Source organism: Arthrobacter sp. NQ7 (assembly GCF_029581595.2).
Lineage (GTDB): Bacteria > Actinomycetota > Actinomycetes > Actinomycetales > Micrococcaceae > Arthrobacter > Arthrobacter phenanthrenivorans_B.
The window spans coordinates 15,101-34,443 of sequence record NZ_JARFXU020000003.1 but is presented as its reverse complement, the minus strand read 5'-3'; the positions used below and the strand labels follow the sequence as shown (position 1 = coordinate 34,443).

17 protein-coding genes are annotated in these 19,343 nt (G+C 65.7%); 13 read left to right on the top strand and 4 right to left on the bottom strand.

The annotated features are described in order from the left end of the window. The first annotated feature begins 2 nt into the window (after nucleotides 1-2). Nucleotides 3-782, top strand: a complete 780-nt coding sequence (locus PUN71_RS04955) for a 16S rRNA (uracil(1498)-N(3))-methyltransferase (protein ID WP_277797544.1) — start codon at nucleotides 3-5, stop codon at nucleotides 780-782. Here the strand turns inward: PUN71_RS04955 and PUN71_RS04950 are convergent. Further along, entirely contained in the window at nucleotides 769-1,686 is a 918-nt protein-coding gene (locus PUN71_RS04950) for a GerMN domain-containing protein (protein ID WP_277797543.1), read from the bottom strand. The two genes, PUN71_RS04955 and PUN71_RS04950, sit on opposite strands and share 14 nt — an antisense overlap. 449 nt (nucleotides 1,687-2,135) lie before the next feature. Between PUN71_RS04950 and PUN71_RS04945 the strand changes: the two genes are divergently transcribed. The 5 genes from PUN71_RS04945 (at nucleotide 2,136) to PUN71_RS04925 (ending at nucleotide 7,650) form a co-directional block, all read left to right on the top strand. Then, a complete protein-coding gene (locus PUN71_RS04945) occupies nucleotides 2,136-3,224 on the top strand; it encodes a PhoH family protein (RefSeq protein ID WP_043454308.1) in 1,089 nt (362 codons plus the stop codon). Next, on the top strand, nucleotides 3,221-3,694 hold the full coding sequence (ybeY, locus tag PUN71_RS04940; RefSeq protein ID WP_277797542.1) for an rRNA maturation RNase YbeY: 474 nt from the start codon (nucleotides 3,221-3,223) through the stop codon (nucleotides 3,692-3,694). Before PUN71_RS04945 ends, ybeY begins: the two co-directional genes overlap by 4 nt. Beyond that, nucleotides 3,691-5,022 carry a hemolysin family protein gene (locus PUN71_RS04935; protein WP_043454303.1) on the top strand — a complete coding sequence of 444 codons (1,332 nt, stop codon included), beginning with the start codon at nucleotides 3,691-3,693 and terminating at the stop codon, nucleotides 5,020-5,022. Before ybeY ends, PUN71_RS04935 begins: the two co-directional genes overlap by 4 nt. After that, nucleotides 5,006-5,965: a GTPase Era gene (era, locus tag PUN71_RS04930; RefSeq protein WP_043454301.1), complete on the top strand. Its 960-nt coding sequence runs from the start codon at nucleotides 5,006-5,008 to the stop codon at nucleotides 5,963-5,965. The genes PUN71_RS04935 and era overlap by 17 nt, the downstream gene beginning before the upstream one ends. 98 nt (nucleotides 5,966-6,063) lie before the next feature. Continuing rightward, nucleotides 6,064-7,650, top strand: a complete 1,587-nt coding sequence (locus tag PUN71_RS04925) for an LCP family protein (RefSeq protein WP_277797541.1) — start codon at nucleotides 6,064-6,066, stop codon at nucleotides 7,648-7,650. Nucleotides 7,651-7,741: 91 nt separating this feature from the next. Here the strand turns inward: PUN71_RS04925 and PUN71_RS04920 are convergent, their stop codons facing one another. Further along, nucleotides 7,742-9,694 (bottom strand): M13 family metallopeptidase, encoded by a 1,953-nt coding sequence (locus PUN71_RS04920; RefSeq protein WP_277797540.1) that lies wholly within the window; start codon nucleotides 9,692-9,694, stop codon nucleotides 7,742-7,744. Nucleotides 9,695-9,946: 252 nt separating this feature from the next. Between PUN71_RS04920 and leuA the strand changes: the two genes are divergently transcribed. The 3 genes from leuA (at nucleotide 9,947) to PUN71_RS04905 (ending at nucleotide 13,381) form a co-directional block, all read left to right on the top strand. Beyond that, a complete protein-coding gene (leuA, locus tag PUN71_RS04915) occupies nucleotides 9,947-11,686 on the top strand; it encodes a 2-isopropylmalate synthase (RefSeq protein WP_043454297.1) in 1,740 nt (579 codons plus the stop codon). An 85-nt stretch (nucleotides 11,687-11,771) separates the two neighbouring features. Further along, on the top strand, nucleotides 11,772-12,524 hold the full coding sequence (gene recO / locus PUN71_RS04910; RefSeq protein ID WP_043454294.1) for a DNA repair protein RecO: 753 nt from the start codon (nucleotides 11,772-11,774) through the stop codon (nucleotides 12,522-12,524). A gap of 2 nt (nucleotides 12,525-12,526) precedes the next feature. Then, the gene (locus tag PUN71_RS04905) at nucleotides 12,527-13,381 is read left to right on the top strand and encodes an isoprenyl transferase (protein ID WP_043454292.1); all 855 of its coding nucleotides are present in this window, start codon (nucleotides 12,527-12,529) and stop codon (nucleotides 13,379-13,381) included. On the opposite strand, the gene PUN71_RS04900 is transcribed toward PUN71_RS04905, so the two are convergent. After that, nucleotides 13,372-14,325, bottom strand: coding sequence for an alpha/beta hydrolase (locus PUN71_RS04900; RefSeq protein WP_277797718.1), 954 nt, complete (start codon nucleotides 14,323-14,325; stop codon nucleotides 13,372-13,374). The two genes, PUN71_RS04905 and PUN71_RS04900, sit on opposite strands and share 10 nt — an antisense overlap. A 93-nt stretch (nucleotides 14,326-14,418) precedes the next feature. Here PUN71_RS04900 and PUN71_RS04895 point away from each other — a divergent pair, with 93 nt between their 5' ends. Then, nucleotides 14,419-15,489 (top strand): quinone-dependent dihydroorotate dehydrogenase, encoded by a 1,071-nt coding sequence (locus PUN71_RS04895; RefSeq protein ID WP_277797539.1) that lies wholly within the window; start codon nucleotides 14,419-14,421, stop codon nucleotides 15,487-15,489. A gap of 93 nt (nucleotides 15,490-15,582) precedes the next feature. Here the strand turns inward: PUN71_RS04895 and PUN71_RS04890 are convergent, their stop codons facing one another. Next, a complete protein-coding gene (locus PUN71_RS04890; protein ID WP_277797538.1) occupies nucleotides 15,583-16,185 on the bottom strand; it encodes a DUF3043 domain-containing protein in 603 nt (200 codons plus the stop codon). A gap of 93 nt (nucleotides 16,186-16,278) precedes the next feature. Between PUN71_RS04890 and PUN71_RS04885 the strand changes: the two genes are divergently transcribed. From PUN71_RS04885 to ctaC, 3 genes are all read left to right on the top strand, one after another. Further along, nucleotides 16,279-17,721 (top strand): dipeptidase, encoded by a 1,443-nt coding sequence (locus PUN71_RS04885; RefSeq protein WP_277797537.1) that lies wholly within the window; start codon nucleotides 16,279-16,281, stop codon nucleotides 17,719-17,721. 173 nt (nucleotides 17,722-17,894) lie between these two features. Continuing rightward, nucleotides 17,895-18,281, top strand: coding sequence for a HesB/IscA family protein (locus tag PUN71_RS04880; RefSeq protein WP_043456239.1), 387 nt, complete (start codon nucleotides 17,895-17,897; stop codon nucleotides 18,279-18,281). 184 nt (nucleotides 18,282-18,465) lie between these two features. Beyond that, on the top strand, nucleotides 18,466-19,338 hold the full coding sequence (ctaC, locus tag PUN71_RS04875) for an aa3-type cytochrome oxidase subunit II (protein WP_043456240.1): 873 nt from the start codon (nucleotides 18,466-18,468) through the stop codon (nucleotides 19,336-19,338). Nucleotides 19,339-19,343: the final 5 nt, after the last annotated feature.

The window sequence follows — 19,343 nt, the reverse complement described above, 5'->3', positions numbered from 1 at the left end:
CGGTGAGCAACCCCGTCTTCTTCACCTCCGCCGGTTCACTGTCAGGGATGACAGCGGGGAGCATGTTCCTCCTCGAGGGCCCAGAGGCCCGGCACGCGGTGACCGTCAAGCGGCTGTCTCCGGGCGAAGCGGTGGACATCGTGGACGGCGCCGGTACGCGGATGACCGGGAAAGTGGTCTCGGCCGCCGGTTCCGCCCTAGACGTCGAATGCGCAGAGCTCAGCATTGAAGAGAGGCCGGACATCCGGCTGGTACTGGTCCAGGCCTTGGCCAAGGGAGACCGTGACGAGCTGGCCATCGAGACCGCTACCGAACTGGGCATCGACGCCGTCATCCCGTGGCAGTCTGAGCGTTCCATCGTCCGCTGGAAGGGCGACCGGGCAGCGCGCGCACACGCAAAATGGGAGTCCACGGTAGCGGCGGCCGCCAAACAGGCGCGGCGCGCGTGGATCCCCGAGGTGCGCCCCGCCGTCGAAACAGCCGGACTCGCCGCGGCCGTGGAAGCAGCGGACTTGGCTGTCATCCTGCACGAGGACGCTGTCCGGCCGCTGCGAACCGTCCTCGAGGACTGGCAGGGAAAAACCGGTCCCGGTGCACGTGAAATCCTGCTCATCGTGGGACCGGAGGGCGGGATCAGTCCCCGCGAGGTCACCAGGCTCTGCGACAAAGGCGCCGTGACTGCCCTGTTGGGGCACCACGTCCTGCGCTCCTCCACAGCGGGGCCGGCCGCCGTCGTCCTTGCCAGCGACATCCTTGGCCGCTGGACTCCTACCGGACCTTGAAGGACCTGGTGTCCTCGTTCCGGTCCGGCTCGCCTCCGGCCCCTGCCTGCGCCACCCGCAGTTCATAGTCGCCGGCGGGCAGGTTGAGGGCCAGCGTGAAAACGCCGGCCTGCCCCTGTTCCGCGGCCGCCGTGGTTTCGCCCGTCAGGAACGGAGCCTTGGTGCTGTCGTCGGGGGACTGCAGGATCTGCCAGCGAAGCTTCGCGCCAGGAGATGTACTGCGGCCGGTGATCTTGACGCTCCCGGCGGCCACTTCGGCGTTCTCCTGCGGATCGATGATCCAGATCGGTGCCACCAGGCCGGCAGCGCGGGTCATCAGGGCACCCAGCTGCACTTTGCCGAAAGCGACATAGTCCGTGTGGCCGTCCACCAGGATCCTGACCTTGACCTGCTGGCCGGTGTCGATCAGGCCGGAACTGGCGGCGGCAGCCGTGGCCGTATAGACCAACTGCTGGATTGCGCGCGCGGCCATGTCGGCGTCCAGGTTGCTGTTGAAGGCGTCGGAAGAGACATCCACGGTGATGATGTCCTTGCCCGAAATGGAGGTGGCAAGCTTGTCTGGGTTTTGCCAGGGCGTGAAGAAGTCGGGATCCAGCGGCTTCTCCGACATCATCGCGCGCAGCGCCCGCGTCACCGGATTCTCCTGCTCCGGGACGTCCCGGAACTCGCGGTACAGGAAGGTGTTTCCGCCGCTGCGGCCGATCCAGTACACCGGAGCCTTGTTGGAGGACTGGGTCGTTTCCAGTGGCGCGCTGGTGGCCGGAGCATCCGGTATGGTTCCGCCCGTCGCCGGAACGGATGCGGTGGTGCCGGTCGGGGCCGGTCCGCCCTCCGCAGTGCAGCCCGCAAGAACGGGGACGAACACGAGGATCCCCGCAAGGACGGCCGGGCGCAGGCGCCCCATCGATCGTCCTGCCCGTTCGGGCACAGAGGAAACCGGCATTGTCCTGCCCTTGTCCTTTCCTGGCATGGCGGGCCGTTCCCCTGGCGGCCTGGCTTTCCAGCAGATGCTGGTTTCCCAGCATTGCATAGGGGGACCACTCCACAACGGCACTTTTGGCTCCTGCGGTCCAACTGCAACGGGAACGATATGAGGCCGATATGAAGTTGATACCAAACCCGGTCTGACGCTGCCCGCTGCAGCAGCAGTTGCGTATCCTGCACCGGGGAACCCTGCGGGGGCGCCGGCCCGGCAGGGCGCCGCCCACCCGGGCATGGACCCCGCCTTGGCAGGGGCTGGCGTAAGATATAGGGATCACTGGGCACGGAGCTCCGCGCAGCGGAATCCCGGCCCGGCAGAGAAAACAAGCGACGTCGATCTTCGAGGGGACCACAGGCCTGCGGGCCAGCACCATGACTGAATCAGCAAATGGTAAGCGCCGGCTAAATACGGGCGAAGGCAGTCCCGGGGAATTCCCGCACTCCCTGCCCGGAATCCGGACCGAGGTAGTCCTCTTTGAGAACTCAGACCAAATGGTTCAGTCGCTTGGCAGCCACGACGAGGCGCTGCGGTTCATCGAAGAGCAGTTTCCGGACGTCAACTTCCATGCGCGCGGCAACGAACTGTCCATCAGCGGACCGACCAGCGACGTCCCCCGTATTATGCGGCTCCTCCAGGAAGTCCGTGGACTGGTGGCGCGCGGCACGGTCATCACACCCGCCGTTCTTCAGCAGCTGGCGGCGCTCCTGCGCACCCAGTCCCTTCAGAATCCCGTGGATGTACTTACCCACGACATCCTTTCCAGCCGCGGCAGGACCATCCGGCCCAAGACGCTGAACCAGAAGAACTACGTCGATGCCATTGACGTGAACACGGTGATCTTCGGCATCGGCCCCGCCGGCACCGGCAAGACGTACCTGGCCATGGCAAAAGCCGTCCAGGCACTGCAGCAAAAAGAGGTCAGCCGGATCATCCTGACCCGGCCCGCCGTCGAAGCAGGGGAGCGGCTCGGGTTCCTGCCCGGAACGCTCAGCGACAAGATCGATCCCTATCTCCGGCCGCTCTATGACGCCCTGCACGACATGATGGACCCCGAATCCATCCCGCGCCTCATGGCAGCCGGAACCATCGAAGTGGCGCCCCTGGCGTACATGCGCGGCCGTACCCTCAATGACGCCTTCATCATCCTTGACGAAGCCCAGAACACCACGCCGGAGCAGATGAAGATGTTCCTCACCCGGCTCGGATTCGGTTCAAAGATGGTGGTCACCGGAGACATCACCCAGGTGGACCTGCCCTTCGGCACCCGCTCGGGCCTGCGGATCGTCGAGGAAATCCTGCAGGGAATCGACGGCGTCAACTTCTCCGTCCTGGACGCCGCCGACGTCGTGCGGCACCGGCTGGTCGGGGACATCGTCAACGCTTACAGCATCTGGGATGAAGCCCAGCGGAACCGGGTCAAGCACTCCGCGGGCCGGGAAAAACGGGGGGAACACGCGTGAGCATCGAGGTCAACAACGAGTCCGGCGTCCAGGTGGACGAAGCCGCACTGGTGGCCCTGGCGCGGTACATCTTTGAGCAGCTCTACATCCATCCGCAGGCCGAGCTGTCCATCCTCCTGGTGGACGAACCGGCCATGGAGAAGCTCCACATCGAGCTGATGGACGAACCGGGGGCAACGGACGTGCTCTCGGTCCCGATGGACGAGCTGACACCCGGGACCCCCGACCGCCCGACGCCGCAGGGCATGCTGGGCGACATCGCGATCTGCCCGCAGGTTGCAAAGGTCCAGGCCAGGAATGCCGGCCACCCGCTTGAGGACGAAATGCTGCTGCTGACCACGCACGGCATCCTGCACCTGCTGGGCTACGACCACGCCGAACCGGAGGAGAAGGCGGAGATGTTCGGGCTCCAGCGTGAACTCCTGTCCGGCTTCACCGGCAAAGAAGCACCCGCCGAGACAACCCAGTGACGCAACTGCTCCTGGTCGCGGTGGCACTGGTTTTCCTTGCCGTCGCCGCCCTGCTGACGGCAGCCGAGGCCGCATTCAGTTTCCTTCCCCGGCATGACGCCGAAGAGGCGCTGCACAGGAGCCGGGGGACGGCCATGCGCCGCATCCTTGCCGAGCCCGTGGCCCATACCCGGGCCCTGCGCTTCTGGCGGGTCTGGTTCGAAATGGCGTCTGCAGTGGCGGTCGCCGTACTCGTAGCGAGCCTGCTGGACAACGTCTGGCTCGCCGGGCTCGTGGCCACCGGCATCATGGCCCTGCTCGGATTCGTGATCGTGGGCGTCTCGCCGCGCCAGCTTGGCAGGCTGCATTCGACGGCGGTGGTCCGCTTCACCGCTCCGATGGTCCGGTTCCTCACCAGCGTCCTGGGGCCGATTCCGGGCTGGCTGGTGGCCCTGGGCAGTTCCGCGGCGCCGGGGGCTCCGGGCGGCGACGACGCGTTCTTCAGCGAACAGGAGTTCCGCGAACTCCTGGACCGGGCCAGCGAGTCCGACATGATCGAGGACACCGAAGCCGAGATGATCCAGTCGGTCTTCGACTTCGGCGACACGCTTGTCCGGGCTGTCATGGTTCCCAGGACGGACATCGTCAGCATCGACGCCGGCTCGAGCCTGCACCAGGCGATGTCCCTGTTCCTGCGGTCCGGCTACTCCCGGATTCCGGTGATCAAGGAAAACACGGACCACATCCTGGGCATCGTTTACCTCAAGGATGTTGCCGCCGTCATCCACCAGCTGGGCGCGCACCAGGAGCCGCCGCTGGTGGATTCCCTGGCACGCGAAGTCCGCTACGTGCCGGAGTCCAAACCAGTGAGCGACCTCCTGCGCGAACTGCAGAAGGAGTCCACGCACGTGGCCATCGTGATCGATGAATACGGCGGCACCGCCGGGCTCGTCACGCTTGAGGACCTCATTGAGGAAATTGTGGGCGAAATCGTGGACGAGTACGACACGGAAAGCGCGGAAGCCGTGGCGCTGGGGGACGGTTCGTACCGGGTCAGCGCCCGGATGGGCATCGACGACCTGGGCGAGCTGTTCGACCTGGAAATCGACGACGACGAAGTGGACACCGTGGGCGGCCTCCTGGCCAAGGCGCTCGGCCGCGTCCCCATCGTCGGCAGCAGCGTCGAGGTGCAGGGCGTCTCCCTGCGCGCGGAGCGGCTGGAAGGCCGGCGGAACAGGGTCAGCCACATCATTGCGGCGCCCGTACCAAGAGTAGAGACTGACCTTGAAGGCCTCCTGGAAGAGGCCGAAGCAACCCAGCAGGGAGTTCCACGTGAGCAAGAAAAATAAGGCTGCCGAACCGGACGACTTTGGCGGTTTCCGCGCCGGGTTTTCCGTCCTGGTCGGCAGGCCCAACGCGGGCAAGTCCACCCTGACAAACGCGCTGGTGGGCAAGAAGGTGGCCATCACCTCCGCCAAGCCGCAGACCACGCGCCACACTATCCGCGGCATCGTCCACCGCGACGACGCCCAGCTGATCCTGGTGGATACACCGGGCCTGCACCGTCCCCGCACCCTGCTCGGCAAGCGCCTCAACGACCTCGTGGCCGACACCCTCGCCGAGGTGGACGCCATCGGCTTCTGCCTGCCGGCCAACGAAAAGATCGGACCCGGCGACAAATTCATCGCCGCGCAGCTCGCCGCCGTCGGCCGCAAGCCGGTCATCGCCATCGTCACCAAGGCCGACCTGGTGGACAAGCAGGCACTGACCGAACAGCTCCTTGCCGTGGCAGCCCTCGGCCGCGAGGTCCTGGGAGAGGACGGCTGGAAGGACATCGTCCCGGTCTCCGCCGCGGACGGTTTCCAGGTTGAAACCGTCGCCGACGTCCTGATCAGCCACATGCCGCCGTCGCCTCCCTTGTATCCGGACGGCGAACTGACCGACGAACCCGAAGCAGTCATGGTGGCCGAACTGATCCGCGAAGCGGCGCTGGAGGGAGTCCGGGACGAACTTCCGCACTCCCTCGCCGTCGTGGTGGAGGAAATCGTTCCCCGGGAGGACCGCCCTGATGACAATCCCCTCCTGGACGTCCGCGTCAACCTCTATGTCGAGCGTCCGTCACAGAAAGCGATCATCATCGGCAAGGGCGGAAGCCGCCTTCGTGAAGTCGGCACCAATGCCCGCAAAGGCATCGAGGCCCTCTTGGGCACGCGCATCTACCTGGACCTGCACGTGAAGGTCGCCAAAGATTGGCAGCGTGACCCGAAACAGCTGGTCAAACTGGGTTTCTGACCCGCAAAACGGCGTTCGCTGAAGCGTGCCCCGGCAAGTTCTGCAGACTGGACCACTAAAATGGACCGGATTTCGTATTTCAGAGGAAGGGTCACCACGTGGGTCGAGGCCGCGGAGAACGCGACAACGAGGCTGACCTGTCAGCCGGACCGGGACCGGTATCCCGTCACGCGGACAGCCATGACGTGGGCGCCGCACGGCACCTCGGGCCCCTGCGTGGCATGCCGCTGTGGTTGAAAGCCCTTACGGGAGTAGTGGCGCTCGTCCTGGTGGCGGCTGCCGCGTTCGCCGGATTCTGGTTCTTCCGGCTCCAGACCAACATCACCAAGGCGCCGCTGAACGCGGGCGGCGAAAGCACTGAGTCGCCCGGGAATGACGCCACCGGCCGCCTGCAGATCCTGATTCTCGGCTCCGATACCCGTGACGGCAAGAACTCGGAGTACGGAACCTCGGACGACTCCACCGGCTACGGCAAGTCGGACGTCATGATGCTGATGGACATCTCCGAGGACAACAAGCGGGTCAACGTCATCAGCTTCCCCCGCGACCTGCTGGTGGACATCCCCGACTGCAAGGACCGGAAGACCAACAAGGACTATCCTGCCCGCACGGGGGTCATGATCAACGAGGCCATGAGCGAGGCCGGGATTGGCTGCGCCGTGGATACGGTCAATAAGCTGACCGGCATGCAGGTGGACCACTTCATGATGGCTGACTTCAACGCTGTGAAGGAACTGTCCAACGCCGTCGGCGGCGTGGAAGTCTGCATCAGCGACGCCGTCTATGACCCGGACTCACGGCTGCGGCTGCCCGCCGGGGCATCCTCGGTGCAGGGCGAACAGGCCCTCGCGTTCCTTCGCACCCGCCACGCCTTTGCCGACGGCGGCGACCTGGGCCGCATCAAGGCGCAGCAGGGCTTCCTATCCTCACTGACGCGCAAGATCAAGGATGAGGGAACCTTGTCGGACCCGGCAAAGATGCTGAAAATCGCCGACGTCGTCACCCAGAACCTGACCGTCGACGACGGCCTGGCTTCCATCCCCACCCTTCTGACCATCGGAAACCGGCTCAAGGACATCGACATCGGCAAGGTGGCGTTCGTCGCGGTGCCCACCACCCCCGCGCCGGTCGACCCCAACCGGCTGGTGATCGCCGAACCCGCCGGCGCACAGCTGTTTTCCGCGCTGCGGAAGAATGTCGACCTGACCGATCCCACAGCCCCCACCACTCCATCACCCGGCGAGTCGGCTTCGCCGTCCCCGTCACCGACTGAAACCACTCCGCCGGTGCCGCCGTACAACAAAGCCATCCAGCCCGTGACCGTGGCCAACGGAAGCGGCGTCAACGGCCGCGCCCAGGAAATTGTCCAGGCGCTTGTGGCAGGCGGCTTTACGCAGACCGGCCAGTTCCTTGCCCAGCCGGTGGCTAAAACCGCGGTCTACTACGGCAACGGCTTCGAGGATGTGGCCGTGGACGTCGCCGCGCTGCTCGGGATCCCTGCGACCCTCATGATCCCTGCTCCCGGGGTCTCGGGCGTCCAGGTCTATGTTGGCAGCGATTTCACCACAGGTACGTCCTACGGTGCAGGAGAAGGCGCTGCCGCGGCGTTGCCCCAGGACATCGTCAACCAGACGGCCGGCGACAAAGTATGCCAGCAGGCCAACCCGGAGCTCATCGTCCGGTAACTGCACGCTCCTGTTCACGCTTCCCGGGCGACTACAGGCGCAGGTGACAAAAGAGGCCCCGCCGGCAACGGCGGGGCCTCTTTTTGTCCGGCTACCAGATGCTGACCCGCTCACCGGCCGGCATCCACATTCCGTCTTCAGCCGTTACGTCGAATGCATCGTGGAAGGCATCGAGGTTCTTGGCGATGGCGTTGGTCCGGAACTCGTTGGGCGAGTGGGGATCCGTGGCGAGCCGCCGGATGGCCTCCTCCTGCCGGATTACCTGGCGCCACCCGGCGGCCCAGGAGGCGAAGAAGCGCTGCTGGCCGGTCATGCCGTCCAGCACCTCCGGTTCCTTGTCCCCGAGGCTGATGAGGTAGGCCTTGTACGCAATCGTCAGGCCCGCGAGGTCGCCAATGTTCTCACCGAGCGTGAGGCGCCCGTTGACGTGGTGGCCCGGAGCAGCGGTGGGGGAGAGCGCGTCGAACTGCGCCACAAGGCGCGCCGTCAGGGCTTCGAACGCCTGGCGGTCCTCGTCTGTCCACCAGTTGCGCAGGGCTCCGCCGCCGTCGAACTGCGAGCCCTGGTCATCAAAGCCATGGCCGATCTCGTGGCCGATCACCGCACCAATGCCGCCGTAGTTGACGGCGTCGTCGGCATCGGCCGTGAAGAACGGCGGCTGCAGGATGGCCGCCGGGAACACGATTTCGTTCATCATCGGGTGGTAGTACGCGTTCACCGTCTGCGGGGTCATCAGCCACTTGTTCCGGTCAACGGGTTTGCCCACCTCGTCCAGGTGCCTGTCGACGTCGGCGTTGTGGGCGCGTTCCACGTTGCCGAGCAGGTCGCCGGGGACGATGTGGACGGCCGAGTAGTCGATCCATTCATCCGGGTAGCCAATCTTGGCCCGGAAGGCCTCGAGCTTGCGGAGCGCCTCGGCCTTGGTGTCCTGGCCCATCCAGCTGACGTCGTTGATGCTCCGGCGGTAGGCCTCAATGAGGTTTGCCACCAGGGTCTGCATCCGCGCCTTGTGGGACTCAGGGAAGTGCCGCGCCACATAGATCTGGCCTACAGCCTCACCGAGGGCGGATTCGACGACGGCGACGCCGCGCTTCCAGCGGTCCTTGTTGCGTGGAGTGCCGCTGATGGTGGTGCCGTAGAAGGCGAAGTTGGCGTCCACAAACCGGGACGACAGGTAGGGAGCGGCGGCACTCACCACCCGCATGGCCAGCCACTCCTGCCAGGTGGCCAGCGGCACTTCGTCCAGCAGACGGGCAGCACCGGCAAAGAAGTCAGGGGTGCTCACCACGATCTCCGCACGCTTGCCGGGCTCGATGCCAGCGGCATCAAACCAGGTCTCCAACAGCGGGAAGAGCCCCGCAGCTTCGTCGGCTGTCTTGAGGTTGTACGTCTTTTGCGGGTCCCGCAGCGTCACATTGTCCCAGTGGTGGGACGCGAGCCGTGTCTCCAGCCCCACAACCCGGCCCGCGGCAGCTTCCGGATCACCAACTTCCGCCAACTCGAACATCTTCTGCACATGGGCTTTATAGGCCGACACGATGGGGGCGAACTTTTCCTCCCGGTAATAGGACTCGTCAGGCAGGCCAAGGCCGCCCTGTCCCGTGTACAGCAGGACCCTGTCGGGGTTGCCGGCGTCCGGCGCCGGGTAGATGTAGAAGAGTCCGCCCACGTCGGCCCGGAACAGCCGGCCGGCCAGGGCCATCAGCTCCGGGACCGAGGCAGTGGAAAACACCTCGGCAAGCCGTCCCCGGATGGGGTCCATGCCTTTGGCTTCTACAGCTGCTTCGTCCATGAAGCTGTTATAGAGCTCGCCGATCTTGCGCTCGATCCCGCTGGCGTCGGCACCCTTGGCTGCCGCCTCTTCGATAATGTCGCGCACAGCGATTTCGGACCCGTCACGCAGCGCCGTGAACGTGCCTTCCAGGGGCCGGTCATCGGGAATCTCGGTGGCTTTGAGCCAGGCGCCGTTGATGTGCTGGTAGAGGTCATCCTGCGGCCGGACTGTGTGATCAATGGTGGACAGATCGATCCCCGAAATGGGCACTGCAACTCCTTTGCTGTGACGCCGGGGCCCGGCCGTACACCGGAGGCGTCTGCATGCTGGACTTTACGGACGGTAGTGCCCTTTCATCTTACGCACCCGTGTTACCCTCAAAGTGTGCGTGCAGAGCTCCTTCTCCTTAGCTGCCGCGGCGAGGCCACAGACGCTATCTAGCGCACGGCCCACCCTCGCTGCGGAGTTTGTGTTGCCCGGCCACCCTTTCACTGAAGATCGATAGAAAAGGCCACGAACATCATGCGAAACGCACAGAAGCCCTCCGGAATGCCCGCCCACCGGTACACGCCCTTCCAGGACCAGATCAAGGTTGAGCTGCCCGACCGTACCTGGCCGGACAAGGTCATCACCAAAGCCCCCCGCTGGTGCGCCGTCGACCTGCGCGACGGGAACCAGGCCCTGATCGATCCCATGAGCCCGGCCCGCAAGATGAAGATGTTCGACCTGCTGGTCCGCATGGGCTACAAGGAGATCGAGGTCGGTTTCCCCTCCGCGTCCCAAACGGACTTCGATTTCGTCCGCCAGCTCATCGAGGGCAACCACATCCCGGACGACGTCACCATCCAGGTACTGACCCAGGCCCGGGAACACCTGATCGAACGTACGTATGAATCCCTGGTGGGTGCCAAGCAGGCCATCGTCCACCTGTACAACTCCACGTCGGTGCTGCAGCGCCGCGTCGTCTTCAACCAGGACGAGGACGGCATCCTGGACATTGCGCTGCAGGGGGCCCGGCTGTGCAAGAAGTACGAGGAAACCCTGGCGGACACCCATGTGACCTACGAATACTCGCCGGAGTCCTTCACCGGAACCGAGCTGGAGTACGCCGTCCGGGTCTGCAACGCCGTCGCCGACGTTTTCGAAGCCTCCGCAGACCGCCAGGTCATCATCAACCTCCCCGCCACGGTGGAAATGGCGACGCCCAATGTTTACGCCGACTCCATCGAGTGGATGAGCCGCCACCTGCACCCCCGCGAGGGCATCATCCTGTCCCTGCACCCGCACAACGACCGCGGGACCGGTGTTGCAGCCGCTGAACTGGGGTACATGGCCGGCGCAGACCGGATCGAGGGCTGCCTCTTCGGCAACGGCGAACGCACCGGCAACGTGGACCTCGTCACCCTGGGCCTGAACCTGTTCGTCCAGGGCATCGACCCCATGATCGACTTCTCCAACATTGACGACGTCCGCCGGACCGTGGAGTACTGCAACCAGCTGCCGGTCCCGGAACGCTCGCCGTACGGCGGGGACCTGGTATTCACCGCCTTCTCCGGCTCGCACCAGGACGCGATCAAGAAAGGCTTCGAGGCCCTGGAGCGGGATGCGGCGGCGGCTGGCAAAGCTGTGGACGACTTCACCTGGCAGGTCCCGTACCTGCCCGTGGACCCCAAGGACCTGGGCCGCAGCTACGAGGCCGTCATTCGCGTGAACTCCCAGTCCGGCAAGGGCGGCGTGGCGTACCTGCTCAAGAACGAGCACAGCCTGGATCTGCCCCGCCGCGCGCAGATCGAGTTCTCCGGCGTCATCCAGCGCCGCACCGACACCGTGGGCGGCGAAGTCAGCGGCGCCCAGCTCTGGCAGATCTTCCAGGACGAGTACCTGCCCTCCGGGCAGGCTGACGGGCAGTGGGGACGCTATTCCCTGGGGGCAGTCAAGACGGAGACGGATGCCGACGGCGGCATGACGCTTCACGCCTCACTCACCATTGATGGTGCCCAGGTCAACCGCACCGGAACCGGCAACGGCCCCATCGCCGCCCTGCTGAACATCCTGCACGAGGACGGCGTGGACGTCCGCGTGCTGGACTACAGCGAGCACGCGTTGTCCGAAGGCGGCAACGCCATGGCTGCGGCCTACGTCGAATGCGCGGTGGGGGAGCGGGTGCTGTGGGGTGTCGGGATCGACGCCAACACCAGCATGTCGTCCCTCAAAGCGGTCATCTCCGCGGTCAACCGCGCCATCCGGGACGCCCAGGCCTAACACCTCAGGGGGTTGCCGCCGGCCAACGCCGGCGGCATCCCCGTGCCTTGGCGGTCCGCCGCCCGGCGGGATGGGAAGATGGAGCGTGGCCCAAAATTCTTTTGCCTCCCGGGCGTACCGGGATGACGCTGTGGTGCTGCGTACCCACAAGCTGGGGGAAGCGGACAGGATTATCACCCTCCTCACGAAGCACCACGGACAGGTCAGGGCCGTCGCCAAGGGCGTGCGCCGCACCAGCAGCCGCTTCGGGGCCCGGCTTGAACCGTTCATGGTGGCTGACCTTCAGCTGGTGTCGGGCCGCACTCTGGATATCGTTACCCAGGCTGTTGCGAAGGGCGCCTACGGCGGAAGCATCGCTGCCGACTACGCCCGGTACACCGTCGCCGCCGCGATGACCGAGACAGCCGAGAAACTTACGGATGTCGACGGCGAGGCAGGGACCGCGCAGTACAACCTGCTGGTCGGGGCCCTCGCGGCACTGAGCCGGGACGAACACGCCGCAGGCCTGATCCTCGACTCCTACCTCCTTCGCGCGCTGGCCACGGGCGGCTGGGCGCCCAGCTTCACGGACTGCTCCCGCTGCGGGGCGCCTGGCCCCCACACCGCGTTCTCCGCCCCGCTGGGCGGAATGGTCTGTACCCAATGCCGGCCGCCCGGGTCACCTGCCCCCGCCCCGGAGACCGTCATCCTGCTGGCGGCGCTGCTCACCGGCGACTGGACGACGGCGGACGCTTCCCAGCAGCAGCACCGCAAGGAGGCTGCAGGGCTGGTGGCCGCCTACCTGCAGTGGCATCTCGAACGAGTACTGAAATCCCTCAAACATGTGGAGCGTAGCTGACAGTGGCCCTGGGAAAAAAGAACACCGCACCCCGCCGCCGCACCCACCCTGTGGTGGCACCGTACCCCCACCCGTCCGGTGCCGTGGCCCCGTCGATCCCGGCCGAGTTCATCCCCCGGCACGTCGCCATCGTCATGGACGGCAACGGCAGGTGGGCCAACCAGCGCGGCCTGCCGCGCATCGAGGGACACAAGGCCGGTGAGCCCGCCCTCCTCGATGTCATGGCGGGTGCCATCGAGTTGGGCATCGAGTATGTCAGCGTCTACGCGTTTTCCACGGAGAACTGGCGCAGGTCGCCGGAGGAAGTCCGCTTCCTCATGGGATTTAACAAGGATGTGCTGCGAAGGCAGCGGAACCAACTGGACGACTGGGGCGTAAGGGTCCGCTGGGCGGGCCGGCGCCCACGCCTGTGGGGCTCCGTTATCCGCGAATTGGAGGAGGCCGAGGAATTCACGGCGGCAAACTCCACCTGTACTTTGACCATGTGTGTTAATTACGGCGGCCGGGCCGAGATCACCGACGCCGTCTCTGCCATTGCCGCTGACGTGGCGGCCGGCAGGCTGAAACCGGGCGCGATCACCGAGCGGACCATCCAGAAATACCTCGACGAACCGGACCTGCCGGACGTGGACCTCTTCCTGCGCAGCTCGGGGGAGCAGCGGCTGTCCAACTTCCTGCTCTGGCAGTCCGCCTATGCCGAGTTCGTGTTCATGGACACGCTCTGGCCCGATGTCGACCGCCGGACGCTGTGGGCCGCCGTGGAGGAATATGCCAGGCGCGACCGGCGGTACGGCGGCGCGGTGGACGCGGCCGCGGTACCTCCCGCTGAACCTGCGGCGGGCCAGCGTCAGCCGTAGGCCCGCAACCAGCGCAGCAAACGCGCGTAGGCATCGTCCCTGACCGGGGCGGGCGAGAGGAAAACGTCGTGCAGTGCGCCGTCGATCCGCTCCACTGTCACCGTCCGGCCCAGGGTGAGGGCGCGGGCGCTGATGGTGTTGACGTCCAGGACCGCGTCCGTGTGCCGCATCTCCTCGGACCACAACAGGCCGTTGGCGCTGCCCATCGATAACAGCACCAGGATGGGTACCTCGATGCCCAGGCCCCTGGCCACCCGGGCATGCCCGGCGAGCACGGCCCTGAGCCAGCCGGCGCGGACGGGGAAGGCCATGCGCGGCCGGTAGCGTTCATCCAGCGGCCACTCGCCGTCGGCAGCGCTGCTGATGGTGCGCCAGTAGTGACCACGCTGCGGCAGCCGCAGAACTGCCTGCGGCCGGAGCCGCGCCACCGGACGCACCATGCCCGCCGCCGCGCGGCGAACCAACGCACTCCCATGCATCTCCAGCCATGGGCTGTTAAGGACCAGCAGGGACACCTCCGCCGGGTGCCTGCTGGCCCACAAGGCTGCCACCAGGCCGCCCGTGGAGTGGCCCATCAACGCCACCGGTCCGGGAGCGCCCCCGGAACGGATGATCCGGCATGCTTCTTCGATTTCCGCGTCATACGCGGCCAGGTCCGCCACGTAGCCGCCCGGCGACTCCGGACGCAGGCTCCGGCCATGGTTGTGCATGTCCAGCGCATAAAAGTCATAGCCTGCCGAAGACCAGAAGCGCGCCAGGTCCTCGTTGAAGAAGTAATCGCTCCAACCATGCAGGAAAAGCACCGCCCGGCGGCCATCGGCGCCGCTGCCCGGGGACGGCCGCAGCCGCACCAGCGTTGCCGTCCGCTCCACCCCGTCAGGCCCCTTGGCCAGAAAGGAGTGCGACTCGAAGTCCGCTCCCAGGATGTCCTGCTGCCAGTGCATGCCCTCATGGTAAACCGGCATGGCGGCACTTCTTCCGCGTCCACCGGCGTCCCCGTTTTGGTGTGGCGCCCCAGGTAACGGGAAACTGGAGGCATGCGCGTTTATCCCACTTTCTTCAGGCTGGCCTTTTCATGGATGGACGCCGAGCGCGCCCACAAGATCGGATTCAAGGGCATCCGGCTCGCGCACGCATCCGGCGCCGGGAAGCTCCTGCGGAAGCTGACCGCCCCGGCACCGTCGCTTCAGACCACCGCCTTCGGTGTCACCTTCCCCTCGCCTTTTGGACTGGCTGCCGGTTTCGACAAGGAGGGCCACGGCATCGAGGCCCTCACCGAACTTGGGTTCGGACACGTGGAAGTAGGCACCATCACCGGGCAGGCCCAGCCGGGCAACGACAAGCCGCGGCTCTTCCGACTTGTCCAGGACCGGGCAGTCATCAACCGGATGGGCTTCAACAACGACGGCGCAGCTGCCGTCGCGCCGCGGCTGAAGGCAGCCCGGGCTGCACTTCAGCGGCAGTACCCGGCAGTACGGCCTGTCATCGGGGTCAACATCGGCAAGACCAAGGCAGTGGAGTTGGCCGACGCCGTCGACGACTACCTGGTCAGCGCCCGCAGCCTGGCACCCGCTGCAGACTACCTGGTGGTAAACGTCAGTTCACCCAACACGCCGGGCCTGCGCCTGCTCCAGGATGTGGAGACGCTGCGCCCACTCCTGACCGCCGTAGGCCAGGAAGCGGACCGGGCCGCCGGGCGGCACGTACCCCTGCTCGTAAAGATTGCCCCCGACCTCAGCGACGAGGACATCGACGACGTGGCCCGTCTTGCCCTGGACCTGAAACTGGACGGCATCATCGCCACCAACACCACGATCGCCCGGTCCGGACTTTCCTCGCCTTCCCACGAAGTGGAGCAATGCGGGGCCGGCGGACTCTCCGGAGCTCCCCTGAAACAGCGCTCCCTCGAAGTGCTGAAACGCCTTAAGTATGCGACGGGTGATGCCCTCGCGCTGGTTGCGGTCGGCGGGGTCGAAACAGCCGAGGACGTCCAGGAACGGCTCGACGCCGGCGCCACCCTGGTGCAGGGCTACACGGCCTTCCTCTACGAGGGTCCGTTCTGGGCAGCACGGATCAACAGGCAACTGGCCAAGAACCGCCGTTCCTGACTGCTTCCCGCAGGCGGGCAGCAGCGTCCCCCTTAAAGACGGAAACCCCGGCGGGGTCCGCCGGGGTTTCTGTCGTTAAGGGACGATGGCTGTTCAGGCCGGGTACTGGCCCCGCTGGACCTGGGGCTTGGGCAGGCGCAGCTTCCGGAACTGGAGGGAGCGCATGGAGCCGTACCAAACGGTGCCCCGCTCCACGTCACCGAACTTCTCCGCCAGACGCTTGCGGAGCTTCCGGGAGAGAATGAAGACGTCCACGAAGACTGCCAGGAACATCACCCAGAACGCACCCAGGACATAGATCATCATGTCGCTGGAGGCGGGAACCACCAGGGACACCAGCACGAACACCAGCGCACCAAACATCAGGTACTCGCCAAGGTTGAAGCGGGCGTCCACGAAGTCGCGCGCAAACCGCTTCTGCGGACCTTTGTCGCGCAGGGGAAGGAACTTCTCGTCACCGGTGTCCAGGGCCCGGCGCATTTTCAGGCGCTGGTCCTGGACGGCCTGGCGTTCGGCGGCCTTGGATGCCTTGCGGTCTTCAGGCACCAACGGGCGCTTGCGGGCAGCTTCCTGGGCCTTCCGGGTGGGGGTAGGCGCACCCTTGCCCGCGGCGCTGTTCTGCCGCGCGGCCGCCTCCGCTGCCTGCTGGTCTATGGTTTCCTGCGCCGAGGGCGCTTCTTTTCTACGTCCGAACACCTGAACAGAATACCTTGCAGCCGGCGCCCGGTTGCGTGCAGTGCTCCCATTCCGGACGCTGCGGCAGGATGTGACGGGGGTAATGTTTTGGCCATGACTTCAACACCGGCGGCCACCCCGCACAGCACCAGCAGCACCTCAGGACCGGCCCTTGGGGGTTCCGGCAGGACGGATGATCTCCGTTCAGCGGTAGGCCGCTCCTTCGACCAGACCCTGGCGCGGCTCAAGGAGCTGGTTGCCATCCCCGGCATTGCATGGCCCAGCTTCGACCGCACCCCTCTTGAGCGCAGCGCGGACGCTGTCGCGGCGCTCCTGCGGAGTGCGGGGATCGGGGAAGTCCAGGTGCTTACCGTCAACAAGGCGGACGGCACACCGGGCGGTCCCGCCGTCGTGGCCCGCCGCCCGGCGGCAGAGGGCCGTCCCACCGTCCTGCTGTATGCCCACCATGATGTCCAGCCGCCCGGCGATGAATCCCTGTGGCACACCGAGCCGTTCACCGCCGTCGAGAAGGACGGCCGCCTCTACGGACGCGGCGCCGCCGACGACAAAGCCGGGATCATGGCACACGCCGCTGCCTACGCCGCGGTTTCCGAAGTACTCGGCGATTCATTGGGGCTGGGGGTGACCTTCTTCATTGAAGGCGAGGAAGAAGCTGGCTCGCCCACGTTCCGGGCCTTCCTTGAGGCGAACCGGGAGCTGCTGCGGGCGGATGTCATCGTCGTCGCAGATTCCAGCAACTGGAAGGTCGGCGTCCCGGCGCTGACCACCAGCCTTCGCGGCCTGGTGGACGGCACCATCGAAGTGCAGGTCCTTGACCACGCGGTGCATTCGGGGATGTACGGTGGTCCGGTCCTGGACGCGCCCACCCTCTTGTCCCGGCTAATCGCCACGCTGCACGACGCCGACGGGAACGTGGCCATCGAAGGACTCGTGGCAACCGATGCAACCTCGGTGGAGATGCCGGAGGCCGACTACCGTGCGGATGCCTCGGTGCTGGACGGTGTCCGCCTGGCCGGAACGGGAAGCATCGCGTCCCGGCTCTGGACCAAGCCGGCGCTGTCGATCATCGGCTTCGACGCCCCTGCCGTGGACGTGGCCTCCAACACCCTTATTCCCCGGGCCAGGGCGAAGTTCAGCCTCCGGCTGGCGCCGGGGCAGGTGCCTGCGGATGCGATGGATGCGGTCCGGCGGCACGTCGAGGGAGCGGCACCGTTTGGCGCCAAGGTCGTTTTCACGCCGGGCGAGGCCGGCAATCCGTTCCAAACCGACACCACCTCCGCTGCCGCATCCGTGGCGCTGTGGGCGTTGGGGGAGGCGTGGGGAGTACCTGCCGTGGAAACAGGCATCGGCGGCTCCATCCCCTTCATCGCCGACCTGACGGAGCTCTATCCCCAGGCGCAGATCCTGGTGACCGGCGTGGAGGATCCCGATTCACGGGCACACAGCGCCAACGAGTCCCTGCACATTGGCGATTTCCGGAACGCCATCCTCGCCGAAGCCCTGATGCTGGCCCGTCTCAACGATGAAGGGCTCTGACGGCCGGGCAGCCCGGACAGCTTCCAGGGAACAACCGGCCTGCTTTGACGGTTACGCCAGGAGTTAGAGCTACAGGACTGCCGCGCGTAGCATGTAGCTATAGCCCATACCGTATCCGTAGGGGCAGGCGCCGTTACGGCGACGCCGCCAGACCGTCCTAAGAAGGTAGGCCAATGAGCACCTCAACCAACGAAACCAGCACCGCCACCACCGTGGCCAGCGATGAACTGCCCGTTCACGAGGTCAACCTGACCGATGTCGCCGCGGGGAAGGTACGCAGCCTCCTTGAGCAGGAAGGCCGCACGGACCTGCGCCTGCGCGTGGCCGTGCAGCCCGGTGGATGCTCAGGGTTGATCTACCAGCTCTACTTCGATGAACGGCTCCTTGATGGTGACGCCGTGCGCGATTTCGACGGAGTGGAGGTCGTCGTCGACAAGATGAGCGTGCCCTACCTCAGCGGCGCCAGCATCGATTTTGAAGACACCATCTCCAAACAGGGCTTCACCATCGACAACCCGAACGCCGGAGGCTCCTGCGCCTGCGGTGATTCGTTCCACTAAGCCGGTTATTTCGCCTGATGTCCGCGCCGGGTCTCCTGCCGTCCAAAACGGCACGGTGGCTCGGCGCCGACATGTGGGCGAAACGCCCGGCGGAGCGGTAAGCTCTACACCGAGTAGTAAAACTTTTTTGTGCCCGAGCGCCGATGGCTGCCCGGACAACAGCAACAAGTAGGAAGGGCCGTCTGTGAGTTCGCAGAACCGAACCGGCAGCCGACGCAAAACGATCACCACGATCTCAAGCTTGGCGATTGCCGGCGCGTTGGTTTTGACCGGATGTTCGCCAGAGGTAGAGAAAGGGTGGATGCCCACTGAGCGTGGCACCACCAGCAACACCGACCGCATCATGGACCTCTGGGTCAACTCATGGATTGCAGCGCTTGTTGTAGGCGCCATTACCTGGGGCCTGATCATCTGGTGCCTGGTTGCCTACCGCCGCCGCAAGGGAACGGTCGGCTTCCCGCGCCAGACCAGCTTCAACCTTCCGCTGGAAGTCTTCTACCTCACCATCCCGATCTTCATGGTCCTGGTGTTCTTCTACTTCACCGACCGCGACCAGCAGGCGATCGATGACCGTTCGCAGCCGGCCGACGTCGTTGTTGACGTCCGCGGCAAGCAGTGGGCCTGGGACTTCAACTACAAGTCCGGCGACGTGATCCAGGAAGACCTCCACGAGGCCGGCGTCCAGGCGCACCTCACCGGCAACACCATCGACAAGGAACAGCTCCCCACCCTGTACTTGCCGGTGAACAAGTCTGTTGACCTCGAACTCAACGCCCGCGATGTCATCCACTCCTTCTGGGTTCCCGCCTTCCTGCAGAAGCGCGACATGATTCCCGGCAAGACCAACTACATCCGGTTCACGCCCACCAAAGAGGGCACCTACGACGGCAAGTGCGCCGAACTCTGCGGCGAGTACCACTCCGAAATGCTGTTCCGCGTGAAGGTGGTGTCGGAATCCGAATTCCAGGCCCACATGGACCAGCTCAAGGCTGAAGGCAACACCGGCCTGCTCGGCGTGGAGTACGACCGCAACCCGAACCTGAACGAAACCAAATAAGGGGA

What these genes read in the sequence shown, in the direction of transcription:
- leuA (WP_043454297.1), top strand. Translation starts at nt 9,947, where the DNA reads ATGCGAAACGCACAGAAGCCCTCCGGAATGCCCGCCCACCGGTACACG.
- PUN71_RS04885 (WP_277797537.1), top strand. Translation starts at nt 16,279, where the DNA reads ATGACTTCAACACCGGCGGCCACCCCGCACAGCACCAGCAGCACCTCA.
- PUN71_RS04950 (WP_277797543.1), bottom strand. Translation starts at nt 1,686, where the DNA reads ATGGGGCGCCTGCGCCCGGCCGTCCTTGCGGGGATCCTCGTGTTCGTC.
- PUN71_RS04895 (WP_277797539.1), top strand. Translation starts at nt 14,419, where the DNA reads ATGCGCGTTTATCCCACTTTCTTCAGGCTGGCCTTTTCATGGATGGAC.
- PUN71_RS04900 (WP_277797718.1), bottom strand. Translation starts at nt 14,325, where the DNA reads ATGCACTGGCAGCAGGACATCCTGGGAGCGGACTTCGAGTCGCACTCC.
- PUN71_RS04945 (WP_043454308.1), top strand. Translation starts at nt 2,136, where the DNA reads ATGACTGAATCAGCAAATGGTAAGCGCCGGCTAAATACGGGCGAAGGC.
- PUN71_RS04880 (WP_043456239.1), top strand. Translation starts at nt 17,895, where the DNA reads ATGAGCACCTCAACCAACGAAACCAGCACCGCCACCACCGTGGCCAGC.